This window comes from Paenibacillus zeirhizosphaerae, assembly GCF_030705605.1.
Taxonomy (GTDB): Bacteria; Bacillota; Bacilli; order Paenibacillales; family Paenibacillaceae; genus Paenibacillus; species Paenibacillus zeirhizosphaerae.
On the sequence record NZ_JAPCKK010000021.1, the window covers coordinates 1 to 23035 of the forward strand.

The 23035-nt window shown below is 49.0% G+C and carries 23 protein-coding genes, 15 tRNA genes and 1 rRNA gene; 33 read left to right on the top strand and 6 right to left on the bottom strand.

The genetic code is table 11. The features are described from left to right. The 25 genes from OIN60_RS16635 to OIN60_RS16755 all read left to right on the top strand — a co-directional run. Positions 1–83: ribosomal RNA gene (locus OIN60_RS16635) — 23S ribosomal RNA — on the top strand; the annotation flags it as partial. Between the two features lie 143 nt (positions 84–226). Then, positions 227–302 (top strand) — tRNA-Asn (locus tag OIN60_RS16640). 5 nt (positions 303–307) lie between these two features. Continuing rightward, a tRNA-Ser gene (locus tag OIN60_RS16645) sits at positions 308–396 on the top strand. 22 nt (positions 397–418) lie between these two features. Continuing rightward, positions 419–490, top strand: a tRNA-Glu gene (locus OIN60_RS16650). Between the two features lie 92 nt (positions 491–582). Further along, a tRNA-Val gene (locus OIN60_RS16655) sits at positions 583–658 on the top strand. A gap of 11 nt (positions 659–669) precedes the next feature. Beyond that, positions 670–743: transfer RNA gene (locus tag OIN60_RS16660), tRNA-Met, on the top strand. Positions 744–770: 27 nt separating this feature from the next. Then, positions 771–847 (top strand) — tRNA-Asp (locus tag OIN60_RS16665). A 28-nt stretch (positions 848–875) separates the two neighbouring features. Next, positions 876–948 (top strand) — tRNA-Phe (locus OIN60_RS16670). A gap of 16 nt (positions 949–964) precedes the next feature. Next, positions 965–1040 (top strand) — tRNA-Thr (locus OIN60_RS16675). A 5-nt stretch (positions 1041–1045) separates the two neighbouring features. Next, positions 1046–1131, top strand: a tRNA-Tyr gene (locus OIN60_RS16680). 5 nt (positions 1132–1136) lie between these two features. Continuing rightward, positions 1137–1210 (top strand) — tRNA-Trp (locus OIN60_RS16685). 15 nt (positions 1211–1225) lie between these two features. Next, a tRNA-His gene (locus OIN60_RS16690) sits at positions 1226–1298 on the top strand. 15 nt (positions 1299–1313) lie between these two features. Beyond that, a tRNA-Gln gene (locus OIN60_RS16695) sits at positions 1314–1388 on the top strand. A 10-nt stretch (positions 1389–1398) separates the two neighbouring features. After that, positions 1399–1473: transfer RNA gene (locus tag OIN60_RS16700), tRNA-Gly, on the top strand. A gap of 9 nt (positions 1474–1482) precedes the next feature. Continuing rightward, a tRNA-Cys gene (locus OIN60_RS16705) sits at positions 1483–1556 on the top strand. Between the two features lie 6 nt (positions 1557–1562). Then, positions 1563–1642, top strand: a tRNA-Leu gene (locus tag OIN60_RS16710). Positions 1643–1853: 211 nt separating this feature from the next. Next, the gene (locus tag OIN60_RS16715) at positions 1854–2165 is read left to right on the top strand and encodes a LiaF transmembrane domain-containing protein (RefSeq protein ID WP_305756005.1); all 312 of its coding nucleotides are present in this window, start codon (positions 1854–1856) and stop codon (positions 2163–2165) included. A 23-nt stretch (positions 2166–2188) separates the two neighbouring features. Continuing rightward, positions 2189–2860, top strand: a complete 672-nt coding sequence (locus tag OIN60_RS16720; protein WP_305756006.1) for a PspA/IM30 family protein — start codon at positions 2189–2191, stop codon at positions 2858–2860. A gap of 8 nt (positions 2861–2868) precedes the next feature. Beyond that, positions 2869–3339: a PspC domain-containing protein gene (locus OIN60_RS16725; RefSeq protein WP_305756007.1), complete on the top strand. Its 471-nt coding sequence runs from the start codon at positions 2869–2871 to the stop codon at positions 3337–3339. Further along, positions 3326–4018: a PspA/IM30 family protein gene (locus OIN60_RS16730; RefSeq protein WP_305756008.1), complete on the top strand. Its 693-nt coding sequence runs from the start codon at positions 3326–3328 to the stop codon at positions 4016–4018. Before OIN60_RS16725 ends, OIN60_RS16730 begins: the two co-directional genes overlap by 14 nt. 143 nt (positions 4019–4161) lie before the next feature. Then, positions 4162–4812: a cell wall-active antibiotics response protein LiaF gene (gene liaF, locus OIN60_RS16735; RefSeq protein ID WP_305756009.1), complete on the top strand. Its 651-nt coding sequence runs from the start codon at positions 4162–4164 to the stop codon at positions 4810–4812. An 18-nt stretch (positions 4813–4830) separates the two neighbouring features. After that, positions 4831–5895 (top strand): sensor histidine kinase, encoded by a 1065-nt coding sequence (locus tag OIN60_RS16740; protein ID WP_305756010.1) that lies wholly within the window; start codon positions 4831–4833, stop codon positions 5893–5895. Continuing rightward, positions 5888–6544 carry a response regulator gene (locus tag OIN60_RS16745; protein WP_305756120.1) on the top strand — a complete coding sequence of 219 codons (657 nt, stop codon included), beginning with the start codon at positions 5888–5890 and terminating at the stop codon, positions 6542–6544. The genes OIN60_RS16740 and OIN60_RS16745 overlap by 8 nt, the downstream gene beginning before the upstream one ends. A gap of 276 nt (positions 6545–6820) precedes the next feature. After that, positions 6821–8377: a glucose-6-phosphate dehydrogenase gene (gene zwf, locus OIN60_RS16750; protein WP_305756011.1), complete on the top strand. Its 1557-nt coding sequence runs from the start codon at positions 6821–6823 to the stop codon at positions 8375–8377. Between the two features lie 235 nt (positions 8378–8612). Next, entirely contained in the window at positions 8613–10196 is a 1584-nt protein-coding gene (locus OIN60_RS16755; RefSeq protein ID WP_305756012.1) for a peptide chain release factor 3, read from the top strand. Between the two features lie 97 nt (positions 10197–10293). On the opposite strand, the gene OIN60_RS16760 is transcribed toward OIN60_RS16755, so the two are convergent. Continuing rightward, entirely contained in the window at positions 10294–10527 is a 234-nt protein-coding gene (locus OIN60_RS16760; protein ID WP_305756013.1) for a small acid-soluble spore protein SspI, read from the bottom strand. Between the two features lie 164 nt (positions 10528–10691). Here OIN60_RS16760 and OIN60_RS16765 point away from each other — a divergent pair, with 164 nt between their 5' ends. The 3 genes from OIN60_RS16765 to OIN60_RS16775 all read left to right on the top strand — a co-directional run bounded on the left by OIN60_RS16765 (position 10692) and on the right by OIN60_RS16775 (position 13161). Then, entirely contained in the window at positions 10692–11354 is a 663-nt protein-coding gene (locus tag OIN60_RS16765) for a potassium channel family protein (RefSeq protein ID WP_305756014.1), read from the top strand. Between the two features lie 33 nt (positions 11355–11387). Then, positions 11388–12179 carry a TrmH family RNA methyltransferase gene (locus tag OIN60_RS16770; protein WP_305756015.1) on the top strand — a complete coding sequence of 264 codons (792 nt, stop codon included), beginning with the start codon at positions 11388–11390 and terminating at the stop codon, positions 12177–12179. A gap of 139 nt (positions 12180–12318) precedes the next feature. Then, entirely contained in the window at positions 12319–13161 is an 843-nt protein-coding gene (locus OIN60_RS16775) for a polysaccharide deacetylase family protein (protein WP_305756016.1), read from the top strand. Between the two features lie 128 nt (positions 13162–13289). Here the strand turns inward: OIN60_RS16775 and OIN60_RS16780 are convergent, their stop codons facing one another. After that, entirely contained in the window at positions 13290–14276 is a 987-nt protein-coding gene (locus OIN60_RS16780; protein WP_305756017.1) for an ABC transporter substrate-binding protein, read from the bottom strand. 157 nt (positions 14277–14433) lie between these two features. On the opposite strand from OIN60_RS16780, the gene OIN60_RS16785 reads away from it, so the two are divergent. Then, entirely contained in the window at positions 14434–15438 is a 1005-nt protein-coding gene (locus OIN60_RS16785) for a FecCD family ABC transporter permease (protein ID WP_305756018.1), read from the top strand. After that, entirely contained in the window at positions 15435–16493 is a 1059-nt protein-coding gene (locus OIN60_RS16790; protein ID WP_305756019.1) for a FecCD family ABC transporter permease, read from the top strand. The genes OIN60_RS16785 and OIN60_RS16790 overlap by 4 nt, the downstream gene beginning before the upstream one ends. Positions 16494–16765: 272 nt before the next feature. Here the strand turns inward: OIN60_RS16790 and OIN60_RS16795 are convergent, their stop codons facing one another. Both OIN60_RS16795 and OIN60_RS16800 read right to left on the bottom strand, forming a co-directional pair. After that, positions 16766–17086: an IS3 family transposase gene (locus OIN60_RS16795; RefSeq protein WP_370872522.1), complete on the bottom strand. Its 321-nt coding sequence runs from the start codon at positions 17084–17086 to the stop codon at positions 16766–16768. Positions 17087–17206: 120 nt separating this feature from the next. Then, positions 17207–18262, bottom strand: coding sequence for a M23 family metallopeptidase (locus OIN60_RS16800; RefSeq protein WP_370872525.1), 1056 nt, complete (start codon positions 18260–18262; stop codon positions 17207–17209). Between the two features lie 249 nt (positions 18263–18511). On the opposite strand from OIN60_RS16800, the gene lipA reads away from it, so the two are divergent. Together lipA and OIN60_RS16810 are read left to right on the top strand one after the other, a co-directional pair. After that, positions 18512–19414: a lipoyl synthase gene (lipA, locus tag OIN60_RS16805; RefSeq protein WP_305756022.1), complete on the top strand. Its 903-nt coding sequence runs from the start codon at positions 18512–18514 to the stop codon at positions 19412–19414. A gap of 23 nt (positions 19415–19437) precedes the next feature. Continuing rightward, positions 19438–20091 (top strand): YutD family protein, encoded by a 654-nt coding sequence (locus OIN60_RS16810; protein WP_305756023.1) that lies wholly within the window; start codon positions 19438–19440, stop codon positions 20089–20091. Positions 20092–20129: 38 nt separating this feature from the next. On the opposite strand, the gene OIN60_RS16815 is transcribed toward OIN60_RS16810, so the two are convergent. Further along, entirely contained in the window at positions 20130–20933 is an 804-nt protein-coding gene (locus OIN60_RS16815) for an NAD kinase (protein ID WP_305756024.1), read from the bottom strand. Positions 20934–21038: 105 nt separating this feature from the next. Next, entirely contained in the window at positions 21039–22253 is a 1215-nt protein-coding gene (gene spoVV / locus OIN60_RS16820) for a dipicolinic acid transporter SpoVV (protein WP_305756025.1), read from the bottom strand. Between the two features lie 379 nt (positions 22254–22632). Between spoVV and OIN60_RS16825 the strand changes: the two genes are divergently transcribed. After that, positions 22633–23013: a globin domain-containing protein gene (locus tag OIN60_RS16825; protein WP_305756026.1), complete on the top strand. Its 381-nt coding sequence runs from the start codon at positions 22633–22635 to the stop codon at positions 23011–23013. Positions 23014–23035 lie beyond the last annotated feature (22 nt).

Consider the following 23035-nt stretch of genomic DNA (forward strand, 5'->3'; position numbering starts at 1 on the left):
AGACGACGAGGTAGATAGGCTGGGGGTGGAAGTGCAGCAATGCATGGAGCTGACCAGTACTAATCGGTCGAGGGCTTATCCTAAAGGTTCTAAAAGGCAATGGACGTTTCGGATCCAGTTTTCAGGGTGTAATCACTGGACATGTCAACTCAAGCAGTTGTAATGTTTAAAGGATTACAAATGGCATTTGGCGGTGCTGTTTTCCTGAATTAATAAGCAGTAATATTCCCTGATAGCTCAGTTGGTAGAGCACTCGACTGTTAATCGAGTTGTCACAGGTTCGAGTCCTGTTCGGGGAGCCATTTTTGGAGAGGTGTCCGAGTTGGCCGAAGGAGCACGATTGGAAATCGTGTAGGCGCCAAAAGCGTCTCGAGGGTTCGAATCCCTCTCTCTCCGTTCTGCTTTAATTTTATTATAAGGCCCGTTGGTCAAGGGGTTAAGACACCTCCCTTTCACGGAGGTAACAGGGGTTCGAATCCCCTACGGGTCATTTTTTACCTTATGTTTCACAGTTATATTGAAGCAAATTGCTTATTGATCTGGGATACATAAATATGGTATGATCTAATAGTGTTTCAAGATGGAGGCTTAGCTCAGCTGGGAGAGCATCTGCCTTACAAGCAGAGGGTCGGGGGTTCGATCCCCTCAGCCTCCACCATATTTTAATATCGCGGGGTGGAGCAGTTCGGTAGCTCGTCGGGCTCATAACCCGAAGGTCGCAGGTTCAAATCCTGCCCCCGCAATTACTTTCAATTTAAGAAAGTGCCTCTGGAACCGTGGTGTAGAGGCCTAACATGCCTGCCTGTCACGCAGGAGATCGCGGGTTCGAATCCCGTCGGTTCCGCCATTTATTTGATGAAACGGAATTTGCATAAGGCTCGGTAGCTCAGTCGGTAGAGCAGAGGACTGAAAATCCTCGTGTCGGCGGTTCGATTCCGTCCCGAGCCACTTTTCAATTAAATACGCCGGTGTAGCTCAATTGGTAGAGCAACTGACTTGTAATCAGTAGGTTGGGGGTTCAAGTCCTCTCGCCGGCACCATTTATGGAGGATTAGCGAAGTGGCCAAACGCAGCAGACTGTAAATCTGTTCTCTTACGAGTTCGGTGGTTCGAATCCATCATCCTCCACCAGTTATAGGGGCATAGTTTAAAGGTAGAACAGCGGTCTCCAAAACCGTTAGTGTGGGTTCAATTCCTGCTGCCCCTGCCATATTTTTTTGTTTTGGCGGTCGTGGCGAAGGGGTTAACGCACCGGATTGTGGCTCCGGCATTCGTGGGTTCAAGTCCCATCGATCGCCCTCTTTTATTTATAATGGGGATTAGCCAAGCGGTAAGGCAACGGACTTTGACTCCGTCATGCATAGGTTCAAATCCTATATCCCCAGCCATTTTGTATATGCGGACGTGGCTCAGCGGTAGAGCATCGCCTTGCCAAGGCGAGGGTCGCGGGTTCGATTCCCGTCGTCCGCTCCATAAAGATATGGCGCCATAGCCAAGTGGTAAGGCACAGCTCTGCAAAAGCTTTATCCCCAGTTCGAATCTGGGTGGCGCCTCCATAATATGCCGGCGTGGCGGAACTGGCAGACGCGCGCGACTCAAAATCGTGAGGGAAACCGTGGAGGTTCGAGTCCTCTCGCCGGCATCCTTTTGAAAGATAGCTCTCAAGTGAAGAACTTGAGAGCTATCTTTTTTTGTGCATTCCTCTTTACTTATCTTCATGCTGCAGTTAGGGTCCAGAATATACCTAGACCTGAGGCTAGGTCTAAAAACCGTCCCCAGTCCGTTTTAACGGAAGGGGGATACGTATAGAATAAAGACATAAGAGAGAGATAACGAAAGGCGGTGATCAATCAATGAGAATGGATAGAAACAAAAGCTTGGCCATTTTGCTTATCGTAGTAGGCGCTTTGATTCTTCTCAGTAACTTTACTCCGGCGTTCGGTTATCTGCTGCATGAGATTATGAGCTATCTGATCCCGATGGCTATGATCGTGCTTGGTTACTACGGAATCCGAAGCGGTAACAGGGTGATTGGCTGGGTTATTTTAATTTTGGGTTTGCTGATTCTAATCGGCAAGTTATCCTGGCTGATCGGTCCACTCCTTGCTGTAGGACTTATCATTTTCGGGATTTCACTCTTAAGAGGTCGCGGACCCAGATATTAAATTAGAGGAAAGGAGCATACCAAATGAGTGTATTTCGTCGTATGCGGGACATCACGGTGGCAACGTTCAATGACGCGTTGGAGCAAAGCCAGGATCCCGTTCGAATGATTGACCAGTTTCTCTCCGCCACACGGAGGGATATTGCAGAAGCTGAGAAGTTACAGCAGCAATATGCAATACACACAAGACAAATGAAGCTGCAAATGGAGCAAGCCTTGGCTATGCTGAACAAAAGAGAAGAGCAGGCTTTACTGGCAGTAAAAGCAGGAGAAGACCATGTCGCCAAGCTGGCGCTCCAGGAGAAATTGCTCTACGAAGAAAAGGCCCAGCAGTATACGGAGCTGTGGGAACAGAGTAGAGAATCTCTTCAGGAGCTTGAATATCAGTTGGAGGAGCTGCGAACTGAGTATCAAACGGTATACAGCAAAAGACAATACTACGTGGCACGTATGGAGACGTTGAATTTACAGCGTCAAATGAACGATCGTGCGGGTACATACGGCGGAAGAAATATTCCCCGGATGTTTGACCGCTTGGAAAATAAGGTTGCAGATATTGAAGCAGAGACATACAGCTTGCGCGAGTTGCGCCGTTCCGAGGCCGGGTATACCGGCGGACATACCACCAAAGGATCCATATTGGATCAGGAGCTGGCAAGACTGAAGCAGAAGCTAAATGATGGAAGAAAGGAGTAGACGATGAGATGACCAAATTATACCGGTCAAGCCGGGACAGAATGATCACAGGGGTGAGCGGCGGGCTATCTGATGTCGTAGGTATCGATTCCACCTGGGTCAGGATTTTGCTGTTGATCAGCATTCCTTTCACCGGGGGAGCAACGATCCTCATTTACTTTATCGCTGCACTCGTAATTCCTAAAGAACCACACCCCCCTCATAACGGTTATGGGCATCCAGGCGGCTCATTTCAGCAAGGTTATAACAGTGGTCCATATGGAGGCCAATATGGCAGAGAACAGCACCAACAAAATTACGGTGCAGGCCAAGGATTTAATAATGGTTACGGTCAGCAATCCTCTTTTGGCAGCAAAGGCAGTGATCTGGACTCCATGATGGAAGATATCGAGAAGAAAGCCATGAAGAAGGAATTGGCGGAACTGCGTAAAAAAATAGCGGAATTAGAGAAGGGAGAACGTAAAAATGGGAATCTTTAAAAGAATGAAGGATATGACAAGAGCTTCGGTTAACGACATGCTGGATAAGGTGGAAGACCCGATAGTCATGCTGAACCAGTACCTGCGTGATATGGAAAGTGAAATCCATGAAGCTGAATTGACGGTAGCGAAGCAGATGGCGAATGAACGTCGCATGAAGCAGCGCCTGGAGGAAGCAGAGCGCGGAGCCAACGAGCGGGAGAAGCAGGCGGAAGCTGCACTTCGCAACGGTCAGGAGGATGTTGCACGCAAGCTGCTGGAAGAAAAAATTTATTTTGCACAGAAGCTGGACGAATATCGTGAGCTTCACAAACAATCTTCGGATCAGGTGAAAGATCTTGTTCAGCAGCTTCATGAGATGAAGGACGAGTTTTACAAAATGCGCAATAAGCGCAACGAGCTCGTATCCCGTGCCCAAATGGCTAAAGCCAAAAAGCAAATGTCTCAAATCAGCAGCGTAAATACGATTGAGAGCGGCAGTGCGTCTCTCGGCTTCCATCGTATGGAGGAAAAAATTATGCAGATGGAAGCGGAAGCCGATGTGCTGCGGGCACCGTACCGTGCCGGAGCCGGTCAATACGTGAATCCTGCTGACGCCGAGAAACAGCTTAAGGTGGAAGAGCAGTTAGAGCAATTGAAAAGCAAGCTGCAAAAGAGCACTGATAAGCCAAAGGGTTAAGAAAGCTACTCGTTAATGTAACAATATGATATGCTGTATGGAATGAACTTTGAAGACCGTTCCATACTATCGGAGAAGCCATTCGGCCGTTTCTAGTGAACGCCGGCATGGCTTTTCCTACCTGAAAGAAAGGAGGGTGCGGCATGGAGAGGCGAAAAACGGTTATGGCAGGCTGGGTTATGATTCTTCTTGGCTTGTTGGCGCTGTTTCATAATTTTATAGGCTTTTTTACCATCGTCGCACTGATTCTGATCTTTGCAGGCGTATATAAAATGCAAAGGAACCGTCTCAAAAAAGGTTATATGCTGGCTGCTATTGGCGGTGTGCTGCTCGTACTGGACAATTTGGTGTTATTCATAGGCATTACTCTGATTTCGCTGGGTGTCTTTTATTATAGGTCACGTAAAATACAGCCGGGCGGCAGCGCGGTATTCAAGCAAAACTTTATGTCCAATTATAAGTGGGATGAGATGCCATGGACTTTGCGCAATGCAAGCATATGGCATGTTATTGGAGAAATGAATGCGGATCTTTCGCTGGCTTTGCCGGAGGAGCGGGAGACGGTTTTTTATATGCAAGGGATTTTAGGGGATGTGGATTTTTGGATTCCCGAGTATTATGGGGTTGAGGTTGAGGCGGTTGTGGTGTTTGGGCAAATTGAGCTTGGTCGGGATATGGACGTAGGTGTGCTGAACCGGTTGGTATGGAAATCTCCGAATTATGCGGAGAGCGAATACAAGGTCAAATTTATTATTTCTTATGTAGCAGGAGATGTACGTTTTCAATTTATATAGGAGCAGGAGGTACCGTATATGAATGATCGTAAAACATCCAATATGGTCACCCGCAGCATGGGTGAAGGCATCCTCCTGTCTCTCATTGTGGGGGCTGTCTTCCTGTATATGGCCAATACATATGGATACATCAAGCCTATTCCTGAATGGAGGGCAGGTCTGCAGTTCGGGGCGGCATTATTTTTTCTGCTCGTGGGGCTGGGGGCTACTTATGGCATTTATCAAAGCTACCGGGTGAAAAGAAGGCTGGAGCTGATGCGCGAAACGCTGCTGATGTGGGAGAAGGGCAGTCCTTCAAGGGAGCTTCCCGAGCTAGGGGCAGATGAAATCGGCAGGCTCGGCGAACAGTTGGGCCGCATCGGGAGAAAGTGGGAAGAGCAGGTATCCTCGCTGCAGCGGTTATCCACAAATAATGCACAGCTTGCCGAACAAGCCAGAATATCTGCTATAGTAGAGGAAAGACAGAGACTGGCAAGGGAACTGCATGATGCGGTTTCGCAACAGCTTTTTGCCATTTCCATGACCGCTACGGCTGTAGGCAGGACGCTGGAGAAGGACTTTGCGAAGGCCCAGCGCCAGGTCGCCCTGATCGAAGAAATGTCGGCGGTGGCCCAATCGGAGATGAGAGCGCTGCTGCTGCACTTAAGACCAGTATATTTGGAAGGAAAGCACTTAGAGCAGGGCCTTAGAGAGCTGATTAAGGAGCTTCAGGTTAAAGTTCCAATAGAGATTGATTTTGAGATGGACAGTGGAATCCGTCTTGTCAAGGGTATTGAAAATCATTTGTTCCGCATCATGCAGGAAGCCATGTCGAACACGCTTCGCCATGCGAAGGCGACGAAAATGGAGATCCGTATACAGCAGCGCTCAGGCTTGCTTCGTGTCATGATCCGCGATAACGGGATCGGCTTTGAGCTCGATGACAAAAAGCAGGCTTCCTATGGATTATCCACCATGCAGGAACGGATTAACGAGATCGGCGGAGCGATTCAATACATTACGGCACCGGGAAAGGGAACACGTATTGAAATTTCGGTTCCCGTCATGAACGAAGAAAGCGGGAGGAACGAGAATGATGGATAACGACACGGAAAATCCAATCAAAGTGCTGCTGGTGGATGACCATGAAATGGTGCGTATTGGCCTGGCAGCCGTGCTTGGCACTGAGGACGGTATCGAAGTCGTGGGCGAGGCGGGCAGCGGTGAGGAAGGCATTCGGCTTGCGGCTGAATATCAGCCGGACGTGATTCTCATGGATCTGGTGATGGACGGCATGGACGGGATCGAAACGACCCGTCAGGTGCTGAAGCAGCAGCCGCAATGCAGGGTCATTGTGCTCACAAGCTATTTGGATGATGAAAAAATGTACCCGGTAATCGAAGCCGGCGCCTTCAGCTATCTGCTCAAAACGTCACGTGCGGGCGAAATCGCGGATGCCATTCGGGCCGCTGCCCGGGGACAGTCCGTGCTGGAATCGCAGGTTGCCTCCAAAATGATGGACCGGTTCCGCAAGCCTCAAGCACAGGCACCCGCCCACGCCGACTTGACGGAAAGGGAGATGGAGGTGCTGCGCCTGCTTGCCCAGGGCAAATCCAATCAGGATATTGCGGATGAGCTGATTATTGGCATTAAAACAGTGAAATTCCATGTTACCAATCTGCTTGCCAAGTTAGGGGTTGAGGACCGTACGCAGGCAGCTATTTATGCATATAAGAACGGCTTGGCCGAGTAAAGTCAGCCACCAGACCGCAGTAGTAATGCACTGAGGCTTGGTGGCTTTTTGCATTCAATCCATGTGGGTTGAACATCCAGGGATTGGGTAAAATACAGGATAGTACCTGAAACATATAGTGTGCAGGAAAGTAATTCTATAAAGAAATCTTATAGCAGACGGATAGCCTGTAGATACCAAAATATGCTAAACTGGATCAAATCACGAATTCACTTTGGAACTGCCGGGAATTTTAGTCAGATCACCATAAAACTTTCAAAGAAAGAATGAGGAGCTATGGCTGAAAATCAAATGATGAATGAAGTGCAAACTCCAGGTGTGGTATTTTTCATTTTCGGAGCAACCGGTGATTTGGCTCGCCGTAAGCTCTATCCGGCCATTTACAGTTTATACAGGGAAGGCAAGCTGAGAGAGGAATTTGCTGTGATCGGTGTAGCGCGTCGTCCGCGTACGCTGGAGGAATTTCATAATGATTTGTATGATTCCATTCAGGAGTTTTGCCGCTACAAGGCAGCGAACAGCGAGGATTGGGAAAAATTCGCCTCCCATTTTGAATACAAATCGCTGGACATCAACAATGTGGAGGGCTTCCATCAGCTTCGGCAGCAAACGGAAGCGATTGAAGCGAAATTCGGCATCTCTGGCAATCGGTTGTTTTACCTTGCGCTAGCCCCGGAGTTGTTTGGGAGTGTATCCAACAGTTTGAAAGAAGGCGGCATGCTGGAAGGCGCAGGCTGGAACCGTCTCGTGATTGAAAAGCCGTTTGGTTATGATCTGGAGTCGGCGCAGCAGTTAAATCAGGAGATTCGCGAGGTGTTCGCCGAAGAGGAGATTTACCGGATCGACCATTATCTCGGCAAGGAAATGGTGCAGAATATTGAGGTCATTCGTTTTGCGAATGCATTTTTTGAGCCTTTATGGAATAACAAGCATATAGCTAATGTGCAAATAACCCTTGGAGAAACGGTCGGTGTGGAAGAACGTGGGGAGTACTATGATCATTCGGGCGCCCTGCGTGATATGGGACAAAACCATATGCTGCAGATGCTGACCATGATTGCCATGGAACCGCCAAGCCGGCTCCTTCCGGAGGATATCCGGGATGAGAAGGTGAAGGTGCTTCGTTCCCTTCGTCCTTTTGCATCCAATGAAGATGTGAAGATGAATGTGGTTCGTGGGCAATATACAGCAGGCAGCTACCGTGGGAAGGAGCTCCCGGGTTACCGTCAGGAGGACAAAGTGAATCCGGAGTCCAGTACCGAGACGTATTTCGCTGCCCGTGTATTTGTGGACAATTTCCGCTGGGCGGGGGTTCCTTTCTATATTCGGACAGGGAAACGCCTGCCGGTTAAAACCACGGAAGTGGTAGTGGAATTCAAGAGCATGCCCAACAATGTATATTTAGGAAAAAAATATAAACTGGAACCGAATCTGTTGGTTATTCGTGTGAATCCGATGGAAGGCATCTACGTGAAGATTAATGCGAAGAAGCCGGGCTCTGAGACGGAAATTGAGCCTTTGGCCATGGACTTCTGTCAAAGCTGCATGGTAGGCATCAACTCGCCTGAAGCTTATGAACGGCTGCTGCAGGATGCGGTTGAGGGGGATTCAACCTATTTTACCCGCTGGGACGAGGTAGCTACGGCTTGGGCCTTCGTGGACCGGATTGTCAGGGCATGGGAGAAGACACCAGACTCGCTTGAGACGTATGCTGCCGGAACCTGGGGACCGGAAGGAGCGAACAGGCTGATTGGGCAGGATGGCTTCGGATGGTGGCCGGTTAGCGGCCAGGAAGAAGACAATGTGGTATGGCAGGTCGGCGAGGGTCAATAGGCCGGACGATGCTGGCAGTATGCCTGCAGAATAACATAAATCCACAAATAATCATCCTCATTCGTCTTTCGGCGTATGGGGATGATTTGCGTTCAGAGTATGCTATAATAACATAATGATTTCATGGTTAAGCGAGGGTTGTCTTTATGCCGATTTGATGAAAGCGGATGAGAAAGTCCTGGTTTGAATAGATTGCAATAGCGAAAAGTATTTATGCGACGAAGGGAAAAGTGAAATGAGTAAAACAACGGAAAATTTGCTGCAGCAGGAAGTCGACAAGCGTCGTACTTTTGCAATTATATCCCACCCGGACGCGGGGAAAACGACTCTGACCGAGAAGCTGCTCTTGTTCGGGGGAGCCATCCGTGAAGCAGGTACGGTCAAGGCCCGTAAAGCAAGTAAGCATGCCACAAGTGACTGGATGGAAATCGAGAAGCAGCGCGGGATCTCGGTTACTTCCTCTGTCATGCAGTTTGATTATGAAGGGCATCGGGTGAACATTCTGGATACGCCGGGTCACCAGGACTTCAGTGAGGATACTTACCGCACGTTGACGGCTGCGGACAGCGCCGTGATGCTGATTGACGTGGCCAAGGGTGTGGAGGCGCAGACAATCAAGCTGTTTCAGGTCTGTGCCAAGCGGGGCATCCCGATCTTTACATTCATTAACAAATTGGATCGGGAAGGAAGAAGCCCTTTCGATCTGATGGAAGAGCTGGAGCAGGTGCTGGGCATCCGTTCCGTGCCGATGAATTGGCCGATTGGAACAGGGCGCGAGCTGTGTGGGGTCTATGACCGGACGCTCAATCAGGTCGAGTTGTTCCAAGGCGACGATCACTCCAACATTCAAGTGCAGAAGGTTGAAGATTATAACGATCCGATGATCCGGCAGATGGCCGGTGACTTTCTACATGACCAGCTTTGTCAGGATCTAGAGCTGCTGGACGTTGCGGGTGATCCATTTGATATGGAGAAGGTACAACGCGGTGAGCTGACACCCGTGTTCTTCGGCAGCGCCATTAACAATTTCGGCGTGCAGACGTTCCTGGAGAACTTCCTGAAGCTTGCTCCCAAACCGGAGCCTCGTAAAAGCACTGCTGGTGTAATCGAGCCTACGGATGAGAAGTTCAGCGGATATGTCTTTAAAATCCAGGCCAATATGAACCCGGCACACCGTGACCGGATCGCGTTTTTGCGCATTGTGTCAGGCAAATTTCAGCGCGGCATGAGCGTAAAGCATGCCAGAATGGGCAAAGAAATCAAGCTTTCGCAACCGCAGCAGTTTCTGGCTCAGGACCGGGATATTGTGCAAGAAGCCTTTCCAGGCGATATTATCGGTTTGTTCGACCCGGGCATCTTCCGGATTGGAGATTCGCTCAGCCAAGGCAGTGAGGTTGTATTTGACGAGCTTCCGACCTTCTCCCCTGAAATCTTCGCGAAAGTTACGGTAAAAAACGCGCTGAAGCATAAGCAATATCAGAAAGGGATTGACCAGCTCACAGAGGAAGGCACCATTCAGGTATTCCAGACTGTCAGCTTTGATGATACACTTCTGGGTGTAGTTGGACAGCTCCAGTTCGAAGTATTTGAGTACCGGATGAAGGGTGAGTACGGAGTGGATGTTCAGCTTCAAAGAATGCCATACCAGTTTGCCCGCTGGATCATCGACGATAATATCGATCCAAGTAAATTCCGTATCAACTCCACACTTGTTAAAGACAAGAAGGGGAATTATGTCGTGCTGTTCGAGAATGAATATGCGATGAGAACGGCGATGGAGAAAAATCCAACAGCGAAATTTTTAGAAACAGCACCATAAAACCAGCGGGTTTCGGAAATCGGACCGTAATTAAACGTAAGCATTAGTAAAGAAAGCCGACGTCTGTTACGACAGACGTCGGCTTTCTTGGTTTGTATCATTTTAAAGGCTGTGGTGTTACTTGCTTTAAATGCTCATGCAGGATATGGACCATTTCGTTTTGATGATTCTGATCGATGTTGGGCCAGATCATTTCAAACACGGCACCCAGACCGGGAAGGGCAGCTTCCGGTCCGTTAATGGAGCCTTCGATCATATGCCTCAGGTCTTCCTCCGATTCCCCGTGAACCTTATGAATGATGGCCTGGCGTAAATCAAGTGTGATGGGCATTATTTTGTTCCTCCCGGTATGATCAAATTCAATGAATCAGTGTACAGCTTTCCCTAACCCTGTCCTAAATATGTACGGGATTGTCACGCCTGTCTTGATGAACACGGCTGTCTTATTGTGCTATACTAGGATGGTAGAAATGTGACATTTATGGAGGTCAAAACATGCCTAAAAAACAGTACGCGGTCATCGGAATGGGACGGTTTGGTTCCAGCGTGGCCAATGCGCTCGGTGAAATGGGATACGATGTATTGGCCATCGATTCCGACGAGCAACGTACCCAGGAAATCGCAGAGATGGTGACCCATGCCGTGACAGCCGATTCCACCGATGAGGAGGCGCTGCGAGCGCTCGGCATTCGCAATTTCGACGTTGTGGTGGTCGCTATCGGTGAGGATATACAAGCAAGCATTTTAACGACCCTGATTCTGAAGGATATGGGTATTCCGGCGCTGATTGTTAAAGCCAAGAATGAATTGCATGGTAAGGTGCTGCAGAAAATAGGAGCAGACAAGGTTGTTTATCCGGAACGGGATATGGGACTGCGGGTTGCGCACCATCTTACTTCACCGAACATTTTGGATTATATTGAACTGTCGAAGGATTACAGCATATTTGATATGAGAGCGCCTAAAGCAATGCTCGGCATGAACCTGAAGGAGCTGGACATTCGGGCACGGTACGGATGTAACGTCATGGGCATTCGCCGGGGGCAGGAAATGAACATTTCCCCAAGTCCTGATGAACGTCTTGCGGCCGGTGATGTTCTTATTGTAGTTGGACATAAGGAGCATTTGATCAAGCTTGAACAGGATTTTGCCGATTAGACTAAGAATGAACAAAGAACGGATGAAGCGAGCATGGAACTGATTTCTCCGAACAACCCGCGTGTGAAAGAGTGGGCGCAGCTACTGGAGAAAAAACATCGTACACGGCAGGGAAAGTATATTGTGGAAGGTGTGCATCTGGTGCAGGAAGCGCTGCGATCCGGTGCGGACATTGAATGTATAGCCTATGATATAGAGAAAGGCATTCCATACGAGCTTAGAGGCTTCGCGCAACTGCCTGACCGGAAGCCGGAATGGGCGGCTGTCTCCTGTGCCGTCATAGCCAAGTGTACGGAGACCAAGACTCCTCAGGCTGTGTTTGCCGTTGTGCGAAAAGAGGCACGCCAGGCAGACGAGCTCCTGCGGCAGCAAGACGGCTTGGTGATCGTACTGGATGGTGTGCAGGACCCGGGCAATGTTGGAACAATTATTCGCAGTGCAGATGCCGCTGGCGCGGCCGGAGTTGTCCTGGGCCACGGCTGTGCGGATTTGTACAATCCGAAGACGATACGCTCCACAATGGGCTCGATGTTCCATTTGCCGATTGTGGAAGCGGAGCTGACACAGATACTGGCTGCAGCTAAGACCGGAGGGGCCCGGGTGGTCAGCACGTCGCTGCAGGCGAGCTATTCCTGCTATTCATATGATTTCAGTCAGCCCGTATGGCTGGTGATCGGGAACGAGGGACAGGGCGTATCGGACGCTGTGGCCACGTTGGTTGATGACAGCATCCTGATCCCGATGGTCGGACAGGCTGAATCCCTGAATGCGGCGATGGCGGCGACGGTGCTGCTGTTTGAGGCAATGCGGCAGCGAAAGTTTTAAATAACATAATTCCTGTCCCCAACTTACCAAGACCGGAAACTGCTCGAAATTCATCCGATCATTTCTCCGGTCTTTACTAATTCGTAAGCGTTATCATACAATATCTTGAGTATGCTGTTGTAAACGAGGAGGATTGGATATGTCCAATGAGCGTTTAGTGATCATTAATGCGGATGATTTTGGTATGTGTCATGCAACGAATCAGGCAATAAGTAGGCTGCTGGAGAAAGGTGTCATTGATTCGACGAGTATAATGGTGACTTGTCCCTGGGTGCTGGAAGCTGCCGCTTTCGTGAAACAGAACCCGAAGACCGACGTGGGGATCCATCTTACATTTACGAGTGAATGGGAGCATTACAAATGGGGACCGTTGAATAGTCAGTTATCAACTTTGATTCATGAGTTCGGATATTTTCCGGCAGCTACAGAGACGGTTGTCGCCAACGCCAATCCTGAGGAGATCCGTGAAGAAGCGATTGCACAAATTGAATTCGCTCTGCGAATGGGAATGGACCTCACTCACATAGACAACCATATGGGCTCGATATACCATGTCACCGAAATTTTGCTTGACCTGTGCGAGACATATCGGCTCCCGCTGCGATTTTCCAAGCTTAGCGGCATGTTCTTGCAGCATCCTCGGCATCAAGAGATGGTGAAGCTTGCGGAGGAGAAGGGTGTGCTGCTTCTCGATCACTTTGAGATGCTTCCCTTTTCACTACCGGCTGGTGAGAAGGCTTCTTATGCTAATACGAAAGAAACGGTAATTCGCACTATTAAGGCATTAAAGCCTGGCCTTACGGAGATTGTTTTTCACCCATCACGGGACACCAAAGAATTAAAAGCAATCACGGACACGTGGCAGCTTCGCAGTTTTGAATATGAGGTGTTCCGCGACAAAGAGGTTATCCGGCTATTGCAGAAGGAAGGTATTCGCGTGGTCACTTGGCGGGAGATTCGCGATCAGCAGCGCTCGCTGTAATCACTAACAATGTCAATTTTATGTTGTTTTTAAGAGGTGGGGGATGCTCGGAGCGTCTCAGAACGTGCAAAAGGGAGTCCCGGACTAATAGACCTTGCGGGACTCCCTTTTGCATGTTAAATCAATGTTTAATCAGCCAGCACAATCTTCTCAAGCTCATCCAGCATTTGATTGGCTGCAAGCACTCCACCCGCAGTATTCCAAATGACATCACTGACTTGATGGCTGTTCCCGCTTTGAACAGCTTTTAAATTTTTCCAAAGTGGATCGTTGGTCCACTCTGCTTCCGTGCCTAGAGCTTCTTGATCTCCATCAGGAGCATAGGTGAAGTAAAAAAGGAGATCTCCATCCATTTTAGGGGTAACTTCTTTGCCTACCTCGATAGCAAGCTTTCCTAGTTTATTGGCATCAGTAAAGAGCGCTTCTTGCTGTTCGACACGTTTAAAGCCCAGTTCATTAAAAATTACGCCAGAGAAAGAATCGGTGTAATAAATCCGCGTTTTTCCGGCCATGAAACGGACGACCGATACTTCCTGATTCACTTTATCCCCTAATTTTTGCTTAACTTGTGCTACATGATTATCATATTCCTTTAATACTTGAGCACCTTCTTGTTCTTTATTTAAAGCCTTTGCATATAACTTGAAATTTTCTTTCCAGTCTCCTCTTAATGTATCTGAGAAAACAGTTGGAGCAATGGCTTGTAACTGCTCATAAATGTTTTCTTGACGCATTTTAGAGCCAATAATAAGATCTGGTCTTAAGGCAGCAATGGCCTCAACGTTTACCTCGGATTCTGTACCAACGACCTGCACATCTTTCATCTGATCTTGAATATGTTCATACCATGGATTCCCGCTCCATGACTTTACAGCTCCAACTGGAGTTACTCCCATGGCAAGTAAAGCCTCAGTTCCTTCATTTGTCAAAATGACAACACGTTGCGGTTGACCTGTGATCTCCGTTGTACCCATCGCATGCTCTACCGAATATTTTTCGGTTGTTTCTGTTTCTGTTGCCGCTTCATTCTTTTGTTCTTCCTTTGTCCCACAAGCACTTAGCAGCAGGGAAAATACTAGCCCCAGCATAAGCAAACTCCAAGAAAAGCTTTTCAATTAAGTAGCCCCCATTGATGATAATGATTTTCATTCACAAAAAGAATGATATAATTCAGAGAGCAGGGTTGTCAATTCATAATTGATAGAAATTCTCATTGACTATTATTTCAATTTAATTAGACTGAACATAATGAGAAGGAAAGGGTACATAAATATGATTTTTCAAACAAAGCAGAAGAAAGTAGCAGGATTAATATTATTTAGCTTTTTGCTTATGTATTGCCTGGCAGCAAGTGTCGTATATGGATACGTTGATACAAGTACAAGTACTGTGATAGACTCTTTCACAAAATTTAATGGTTCAAATGAACATATTATTGTGCAGACTGTCCGTGTACCACGCGCGCTTATTGCGGCGGCCGTGGGTGCAAGCCTTGCCATAGCAGGGGCCATATTGCAGGCACTCACCAGAAATCCACTCGCCTCTCCCGGGATATTGGGGATTAATGCTGGCGCGTCTTTTTTTATTGTTTGTGCTGTTGTTGTCTTTTCTGCCCACTCGCTCCAAGTGTTTTCATGGATCGCCTTCCTTGGCGCGGCTTTTGCCGCCTCTTTGGTATTCATAATAGGTTCTATTGGCAAGGAAGGACTCACTCCTATTAAACTTACACTTGCCGGTGTTGCCATTGGAGCGGTGTTTTCATCATTGACGCAAGGACTTCTTGTATTAAATGAAACGGCCCTTGACGAAGTATTGTTCTGGCTGGCGGGGTCGGTGCAGGGGCGTAAATTGGAGATGTTAACCAGCGTTCTCCCTTATCTGATTATCGCTTGGCTTGGTTCGATGCTGATGGCCGGAAAAATAAATCTGTTACTGCTTGGTGATGATGTTTCGCGGGGGTTAGGTCAGCGCACGCAGCTTGTGAGAGGCATACTTGTGTTAATTGTTGTGCTGTTAGCCGGGAGTTCAGTCGCTGTTGCCGGGCCGATTGGCTTTGTGGGTATCGTTATTCCGCATTTTGCCCGTGCATTTGTGGGAACAGACTATAGATGGGTTATTCCTTACTGCGGGGTATTCGGTGGAATATTGTTACTGGCTGCCGATATAGGAGCAAGATTCATTTTGATGCCGCAAGAGGTTCCTGTCGGCGTAATGACGGCAGTGATTGGTACACCATTTTTTATTTATATCGCTCGTAGAGGGGGCTTAACCAAATGAAAAAGCAGCTAACTCTACGAATTGGCTCCAGGGTTTCGCTATTGCTGAATCAGAAAGCACTCCTCACCTCGGGATGCTTATTGTTATTAACACTACTTCTTTTCTTATTGAGCACAGGAATGGGAGATATGAGTATTTCTCCTGTTCGAGTCCTTCAGGCTATTTTCGGCAGAGGGGATGACATGGAGAGACTTGTGGTTACATCTATTCGTCTTCCACGAGTCTTAATGGCATTGCTCGCTGGCATTGGTCTAGCCATAGCAGGTAGCATTCTGCAAGGTCTTGTACGCAATCCACTGGCTTCACCGGAAATTATTGGAGTAACAGGAGGGGCTGGCGCGGCAGTTGTTTTATTTCTCGCTTTATTTAGCGATCGGGATACCGGCTCATTGTTGATTAGTATTGAGTGGCTGCCACTCGGTGCGTTCTTAGGCGCCACCTTAACTACCTTTATCGTTTATTTGCTCTCTTATAAGCATGGAGAAGTTGTTCCCTTGCGGATGGTGCTAATCGGCATTGGCATTGCCGCACTTATGCAGGCGGTTACGACGTTTTTTATGATTCTCAGTCCTATCCACAATGCCAGTCAAGCGAATATTTGGCTGATTGGCACAGTCAACGGAACGAATTGGGGGGATGTTGCTGTATTGGCTCCATGGATTACGGTAATTAGCTTGGTGACCTGGGGTGCTGCACGTAAGTTAAATGTACAGCAGCTAGGGGATTCTCTTGCAACGGGACTAGGGAGTCATGTTGGGCGTCAGCGGCTCTATTTGCTGCTTCTTTGTACGGCTTTGGTTGGAGGGGCGGTTGCTTTTGCAGGAGGCATTGGCTTTGTTGGGTTAATTGCACCTCATATTGCCCGGAAACTTGTGGGTTCTTCTTACGGGGCACTTATTCCAGCAGCGGCGCTGATAGGAGCTTTGCTCGTCATGGGTGCGGATTTAATGGGCAGAACATTATTTTCACCCTTGGAAGTACCGACGGGGGTTTTCACGGCTGCGATTGGAGCACCCTATTTCATTTATTTGCTGTTTAAAAGCAGAAGCACATAGGTTGTAAACAGAGTGTGTTCATCGGAGCTGTGGGTGTCCCCAAAGGCTCTTGACCGGGGCACTCTTTTCGTGCGTGTTTTGTGCGTGGGGGAGACGCTCCGAGAACGAAGCATTCCTACAATCGCTGTTGACCCTTCGGGCCAAAGGCGAACGCTGCGCTTTTCCGGAATTGCTTCGTTCTCTCCGCTGCTGCGTGCAGACCCCAACTTTCAAGAACAACCGGAAATTGCACTGCACCCCGTCATGTAGACAGTACAAAAAGTAAAAGATAGTTAAGCGGCCTTGGTCCTGAATTCTTTGGGGCTGAGGCCGTTTAGTTTTGCCTGTAACCGTTCGTAATTGTAAAAATGTATGTAATCATCTATGTCTTTTTGGAGCTCTTCAAAGGTCCGGTAGGTATGCAAGTAGTACTTCTCACATTTGAGTGTTCTCCAAAAGGATTCCATGGGACCGTTATCCATGCAACGGCCCACCCGGGACATACTTTGTGTGAGTTTCGCATTGTCCGTTTCTCGGGAACTGGGTTTTCGACTACAGATGTTTTGGATAATCCGTACTTTCGAGCTACAGCTTTTAAACCAAGTTCGCCACATTCAATTTCTTGGAGAATATTCAATTTTTCAAGTGCCGTAAACCTCTTTTGTTCCATAAAAATACTCCCCATACAGTAACAGGATTTTGTTTTTTCACCTGTCTACTATATGGGGAGCATATCACTTTGGGGACAGCCCTTTCTTTTTAGACTTTAAAGCTTTTCTCTCGTCCTGTTCCCACTTCTTCAGCAGCGGATACGGATCAAAGGACCATTCTGTTAAGCCGCTGTCCCGGTATATCCCGTAATGTAGATGGGGAGGGAATTTGCCCTGTGTGCCGGGCTTGCCGTATCCGGAGCTTCCTACCCAGCCAATGGTCTGTCCTGGTTTTACCACATCTCCGTTATGCAGGTTTTTGTCGAAGCCTTGTAAATGAGCATAGTAATGGTACCTGTTATCGATATCCCGGATGCCGATCCTCCACCCGCCGAATGGATTCCAGCCTTTCACTTCAATGACTCCGTAGCAGGTGCTGCGGACAGGCACGCCGTATCCGGCGAACAAATCCGTTCCTTCGTGAATGCGGTAGCCGCCCCAGTTTCTCCCGCTTCCCCATGTGCTGCGGTAGGAATAGTCGCTGCCCAAGGGAAGGGGAAAGGCATGCTTGTGGAGATCCAGGGTGCCAAAGGTTGTGTACAGCTTGGTAAATTGCTGAATACGCTGCACGGAACGGGAATTGTGATAATATTCCCACAGGGCGACGTGGAAGTTATCTTCCGATTGGCCGAATGCGGCGATGTGGGATGCCATCGTGTAAAGAAGATCCTTGTCGTTATCCCTGCTGGCTATACCGTCACCAGAGCCGTCCTGTCCGTAGCCGTCAAAAAAGGCGATCGAGCCTGGATTGCTGTCATCCTGATCGGGGTTAAACGAGCCGGACCAAGCCATACCGCTGAAATAAATACCCGTTAGCCGCTCGTTATGCTTCCTGTCTTTCGGATGGGCAAGGGTTAGGGTGCGCTCGTATTGATCGATGGCCGCCAAGCGCTCCCAAGGCACACCTGTAACCTTCTGTATTTGGCGATACAGGGCCAGCCTGGCTTCATAAAGCTGCTTTCCGGTCAGTGTCTGAGTAGCGGATTCTGCTGAGGCTCTCGCTTCCGCCCCTACTGCAGGTGCGCTCGTCCATATGGAGAGTAAAACTCCTGCCAAAAGGACAGTTAGCCAGAGCGGCATGCGGTCTGTGTACAGGTTGAAAGGCAAAGCACATTCCCCTTTTCCGGCCGGGCCTGTATGCCCGTGTTGGTATAACGGCCGCAGTTCATGTCATCAAGCGGCGCTTTTCCTTAGATTTATCCATAAAGGAGTATTTTATCCATACGACATGAGTTGTGCCGAAAACAAAGAATGGAGGCTTTCCCACCACTTTCATGTTATAATATGTGGCGATGACAGTAACCTCATTTAGAAAGAAGGTTCACGACATTGTCCAAAAAAGTAAAAGAACCGAAACCCGATTGGATCCGTATCAAGCTGACTACGGGGGACAACTATCAAGAAATAAAAAGTATGATGCGTTCCAAGACATTGCATACGGTATGTGAAGAGGCGCGCTGTCCTAACATTTACGAATGCTGGGCGAACAGGACAGCGACATTTATGATATTGGGTGATATTTGCACTCGGGCCTGCCGTTTTTGCGCGGTGAATACCGGACTGCCTACAGAGCTTGACTTGCAGGAGCCGGAGCGTGTAGCCGAGGCGGCAGAGCAGATGAACCTGCGTCACTGTGTCGTAACGAGCGTAGCGCGTGATGATCTGAAAGATGGAGGCGCATCCATCTTTGCCGGGACGGTGAAGGCCATCCGCAATCGACTTCCGCTGTGTAGTGTGGAGGTGTTGATTCCGGACTTCTTGGGAGACAGAGAATCTCTGCAAATCGTAATGGATGCCAAACCCGATATTTTGAACCACAATATCGAAACCGTTGAACGTCTATCAGATAAGGTGCGGGCTAAAGCCAAGTACCGCCGCTCCCTTGAATTGCTGCAGCGGGCCAAGGAAATGCAGCCGTCCATTCCTACCAAATCAAGCATTATGCTGGGCGTAGGTGAAGAGTGGGACGAAATACTGCAAGCGATGGACGATTTGCGGGCTGTTGGCTGCGATATTATGACGATCGGCCAATATTTGCAGCCGTCTGAAAAACATTTGTACGTGCAAAAATATTATCCACCTGAGGATTTTGCGAAATTGAAGGAAGAAGGATTGAAGCGTGGCTTCAGTCACGTGGAATCCGGCCCGATGGTACGCAGCTCCTACCATGCGCATGAGCAGGTGAAGTCCGCTGCTCGGCAAAAGGAAGAAGGTATCGTTTCGCAGGCTTGATCGGGGAAAGGCGGTATGTAACCTTGTTTCAGATAGGCGGCAAAATATACGAACTTGTACAGGACCATAAAAATGGATGGAATCCGGAGGCTTTCCGTGATCGGTACAGTGAAGTGCTGGACCGTTATGATTATATCATCGGAGATTGGGGATATAACCAGCTTCGCCTGAAAGGTTTTTACAGAGAGGGGCACCCCAAAGCGAACAAGGAATCATCCATTAGCGTACTGTCAGACTACATCAATGAATACTGCAACTTTGGCTGTGCTTATTTTGTGATTCAACGAGTTCAAGGAGTCTCAAACATCCATGTGGAACTGCTGGATGCTGCAGGAACAAGTGAACAGGAGCTTCAGGATGAGACTGGCGCACAGCAGACAGAGGCTGAGCAGCAGAAGCGCGAGGCCAGACAGCCTCGGCGTGAAACGCGGGATGTCAAGCGTCCGCGGGAGAATCGCCAAACTCAGGATACCCGCCGAAATCGTCCTGGCCGTGAGCCTCAGAACCAGCGGGAGCGGGAAGCAAAAGGCAGCCGATTTGAGCGGAATGTCGAGCAGCAGCGGGACAGCAAGCCGCGCTTTGCGAAGGAGCAGGGCAGTTCACCGGTCCAGCAGGGAAAACATAGTGAACGGCAAAGTCAAGAGCATAACAACGCCAAAAGCGACAGCGGTTCCTGATCTCAGGAACCGCTGTTTCATTTTAGCTTCAGTAAGTTTCAATTCAAAAACGCGTTGCGGACCCTGTCCCAAAAAGGATAGGGGCGGTAACGGGCAAAGCTGACCTTGTCCTTCGCTACCTGGCATCGCACGGACACCAAATCGTCAAGCTGGATGTTCAAATGGTCGACGGTCAGTAGCAACCGCTGCTCTTTCCGTGAGAAGATGTCGCAATGGTGATGCTTAGGCAGCATCAATGAAGAGCCCAGTGTGCGGAATACGCGATTGTTGATGGACGCGATCTCGCTCAACTGGAGCGCTTCGATGGTCGGATGCACCATCGCTCCCCCAAGAGCTTTATTGTAAGCAGTACTGCCGGAAGGGGTGGATACGCATATTCCGTCACCACGGAACATTTCAAAGGCGGTGTCGTTAATATCGACCTGAGCGACAATCGTGCCGTCTACGCCCTTCAACGTAAACTCATTAAGAGCAAGATAAGAGGCACTTCCCGATTTCTTGTGAATTTCGATTTCAATCAGAGGATACTTCACAATTCGCGGATTTCCGAAGCCTTCTGGCCCGTTGGCACTCATGAGCTCCACTAGATGTTCGAGCTCGTCAGCCCGCCAGTCGGCATAAAAGCCGAGGTGTCCAGTGTGTACACCCACAAATGCAATATCCGGAATCTGGTCCGTAAACGTATGGAACGCGTGCAGCATGGTGCCATCTCCGCCAATAGAAACCACAATCTCTGGAGATTCCGAATCAAGCTTGAAACCTTTACTTTCGGCGAGACGGTGAAACTGCTGACTCAGCTCAATGGAACGCTTATCCCCGCGATCCAGAACATAATATCTCAAGGTGAAAAGCTCCTTTGTCATGTGTATATACCGATCATAATTGCAATCGGATGCAAATGCAATCCAATGGGCCAGGCGATTTTCCTTCAGATCACCGGATTGACGTCATTCCGGCCGCTGGAGCAGCTTGAAAAATAGCCGCAGCAGGGCGAGCAGAACGAGTACAGACAGTGCGATGATCAAGCTAAGTGGTGTATACGCAATGAACCCTGAAACCGGATTGAGCGGGACACTCCATATGGATTGAAACACCTGAACAGTATCTGTCCCTCCCATCAGCGGTTTCCATAGGAGAAGCAAGAGGCAGGGGGAGACGATGGCATGGACTGCGCGCGCCAGCAGAAAAGGCGGATAACGGAGATTCGTATCATTCAGGATGCTGGCGATCTGGGCATGAACGGACAATCCACCCCAGGACAGCACAAATACCGCGGCGGCAGCCTTATAAGCCAACGGAACGTCCGTCGCCGCACCTGCTGAGCTTACACCCAAGGTCACTTCAAAAATGCCGCCGACCAGGGCATCACTGAGGACAGTGGGAATCCCTGCATTTGTCAATAAAACTTCGGCCATATTGTATAGCCATTGCATCAATCCGGATTGGTTCAGGGACTCAAGCAGCACGGAGAAGAATACAACAAGGCCTCCAACGACAATAATAAGTCTCAGGGAAGACCTTACCGAATCGAGCAGCATTTCTCCAAACGGCCGCCCGTCCTCAAGGCGCGCCTTATGCATTGTCTGTAAAGCCTCACGCCACCCGGCTTGTCCGTGTTCGGCCGGACCGGAGGTACCAGAAGCATGGGGAGCATGGAAACGCATCAGCAGCCCAACCAGAAGCGCGCCGAGGTAATGGGATAAGACGATCACAATGGCTATAGATGGAGTGTGGAAAAATCCTACAGATACGGCCCCGATCAGAAATATGGGATCAGAAGACGTTGTAAAGGCGACCAGCCGTTCGCCCTCTTCGCGAGTTAGCAGCTTCTGCTGCCAGAGCTTGGCGGTCAGCTTGGCTCCAATCGGATAGCCTGATGCACAGCTAATGGCAGCCACGAATCCTCCACAACCCGGTACGCGAAACAAAGGCTTCATGAGAGGGTCCAGCAGCGCACCGATTCCGTGCACAATGCCAAAGCCAAGCAGCAGCTCTGATATAACAAAGAACGGAAACAGGGAAGGAAACAGCACATCCCACCAAATGGCAAGCCCTCTTACGCCGGCGTCTAGCGTAGCCAGAGGATGCAGAGCCATAAGAACACATGTGATGAACAGGGAAGCGCTGAACAGGACAACGGACCATTGCCGAAAGACGGGCACGGAATCCCTCCTCGGATTCACTGATTTGGCCTGATCATATGGGCCTAGTTCACCATATGATTCGGGATGGACAAAGAGTACAAAAAAGGCGGATGAAGTCCGCTATATGGCTGTACTTTTGTTATTAGTGTGTTAAAATAATGAAACCAACGATAAAACTCTTGAGGATGGAGTGATAACGATGAGTGTCGTTGCCGGTATTCTGGTTTGTGCGTTTGTATATGTCATTCGTGCCTCTCTCGTCCATCCCGGTGAAGAGGATTGGCGGAGTTACTAATATTTCTCTTACTATGGCGCTAAGCAGCGCCATTTTGTTGTTTTTTGGTGCTATAATATATACGTCTTGCATTTCTGAATCTAGAAGAAAGTTGGCGGATACGTGAATCCTAACTTATCCATTTATGATAATCTGGGCGGAGCGGAGGGTGTGCGTACCTTGGTGGAAGCCTTCTATCCCAAGGTTCAAAAACATCCGCTGCTTGCTCCCTTGTTTCCAGAGGATATTCGTCCTGTCATGGAGAAGCAGTATATGTTCCTTAGCCAGTTTTTTGGAGGGCCTGCTCTTTTCTCCGAGGCGCACGGTCACCCGATGATGCGGGCGCGTCATATGAAGTTTCCTATTACGGAGGAGAGGGCAGAAGCTTGGCTGGAATGTATGGCTGGAGCACTTGATGAGATTGGGGTTGAGGAGCCGCTTCGTTCGTTCGTGGTGGAGCGTCTGTCAGGGCCGGCTTATCATTTTGTGAATACTCCTGGTTAATCAATGTGCTTTCGGGAAAGGG

Bases quoted from the DNA above. Each gene is read 5' to 3' on its own strand.
- OIN60_RS16715 (WP_305756005.1), top strand. From the start codon at position 1,854: ATGAGAATGGATAGAAACAAAAGCTTGGCCATTTTGCTTATCGTAGTA.
- OIN60_RS16720 (WP_305756006.1), top strand. From the start codon at position 2,189: ATGAGTGTATTTCGTCGTATGCGGGACATCACGGTGGCAACGTTCAAT.
- OIN60_RS16725 (WP_305756007.1), top strand. From the start codon at position 2,869: ATGACCAAATTATACCGGTCAAGCCGGGACAGAATGATCACAGGGGTG.
- OIN60_RS16730 (WP_305756008.1), top strand. From the start codon at position 3,326: ATGGGAATCTTTAAAAGAATGAAGGATATGACAAGAGCTTCGGTTAAC.
- liaF (WP_305756009.1), top strand. From the start codon at position 4,162: ATGGAGAGGCGAAAAACGGTTATGGCAGGCTGGGTTATGATTCTTCTT.
- OIN60_RS16740 (WP_305756010.1), top strand. From the start codon at position 4,831: ATGAATGATCGTAAAACATCCAATATGGTCACCCGCAGCATGGGTGAA.
- OIN60_RS16745 (WP_305756120.1), top strand. From the start codon at position 5,888: ATGGATAACGACACGGAAAATCCAATCAAAGTGCTGCTGGTGGATGAC.
- zwf (WP_305756011.1), top strand. From the start codon at position 6,821: ATGGCTGAAAATCAAATGATGAATGAAGTGCAAACTCCAGGTGTGGTA.
- OIN60_RS16755 (WP_305756012.1), top strand. From the start codon at position 8,613: ATGAGTAAAACAACGGAAAATTTGCTGCAGCAGGAAGTCGACAAGCGT.
- OIN60_RS16760 (WP_305756013.1), bottom strand. From the start codon at position 10,527: ATGCCCATCACACTTGATTTACGCCAGGCCATCATTCATAAGGTTCAC.
- OIN60_RS16765 (WP_305756014.1), top strand. From the start codon at position 10,692: ATGCCTAAAAAACAGTACGCGGTCATCGGAATGGGACGGTTTGGTTCC.
- OIN60_RS16770 (WP_305756015.1), top strand. From the start codon at position 11,388: ATGGAACTGATTTCTCCGAACAACCCGCGTGTGAAAGAGTGGGCGCAG.
- OIN60_RS16775 (WP_305756016.1), top strand. From the start codon at position 12,319: ATGTCCAATGAGCGTTTAGTGATCATTAATGCGGATGATTTTGGTATG.
- OIN60_RS16785 (WP_305756018.1), top strand. From the start codon at position 14,434: ATGATTTTTCAAACAAAGCAGAAGAAAGTAGCAGGATTAATATTATTT.
- OIN60_RS16790 (WP_305756019.1), top strand. From the start codon at position 15,435: ATGAAAAAGCAGCTAACTCTACGAATTGGCTCCAGGGTTTCGCTATTG.
- OIN60_RS16795 (WP_370872522.1), bottom strand. From the start codon at position 17,086: ATGTGGCGAACTTGGTTTAAAAGCTGTAGCTCGAAAGTACGGATTATC.
- OIN60_RS16800 (WP_370872525.1), bottom strand. From the start codon at position 18,262: ATGCCGCTCTGGCTAACTGTCCTTTTGGCAGGAGTTTTACTCTCCATA.